This is a genomic window from Streptococcus pluranimalium (assembly GCF_047785745.1).
Taxonomy (GTDB): domain Bacteria; phylum Bacillota; class Bacilli; order Lactobacillales; family Streptococcaceae; genus Streptococcus; species Streptococcus pluranimalium_B.
In genome coordinates, this window is record NZ_JBLOJT010000234.1 from 1 (window position 1) to 577 (window position 577).

Sequence of the window (577 nt, forward strand, 5' to 3'; positions counted from 1 at the left end):
ATTCAAGAATAATATTAATAAATCCGGAAAAAAGCAATAGAATTGCAATTATCTGACATAAATCAAAAAATGATGCAATAACATTCTGTAATTTTTTAAATCTTACCACAAAAGCGGAATATAAGATGATAGCAATAAAAATACTTCTAAAATCAGGAGCAATATCAACTGGTTCAAACCCATCTGGTGTAAACCAATTTATATAAGATAAAAATATTGAAATCATCATAAAGAAAATTGAAAGAATTCCTCTAAACTTTCGACTATAAGGTTGTGGAGAAGATTCAACTTCCGATTTTTCGATAGAAAAATCTTCTGAAAATATCTGTCTTCCCATTTCCATAGCTTCATCATAAGAAGAGGCGGAAATGACATAAGTCTGTTGATGCCGTTTAATTTCATTTATATTTCCTCGAGTTTGAACAATATATTCTTTATACATTATAATTACCTACTCCAATTAACTAGATACATACATATTATACCCGTGGTGCTAGTTGATTTCAAAATATCTCAAATGATAAGCCAGTATGATTTGTTCGATTCTCAATTGTAGTCCCCTAATGCTTCTTGTTAA

General features: G+C 29.1%; 1 protein-coding gene. It reads right to left on the minus strand.

What is annotated here, in order from left to right:
• Positions 1-442 (minus strand): hypothetical protein (locus ACMZ6U_RS10680; RefSeq protein ID WP_416108379.1); only part of this gene is annotated, 442 nt, incomplete at its 3' end.
• Positions 443-577: the final 135 nt, after the last annotated feature.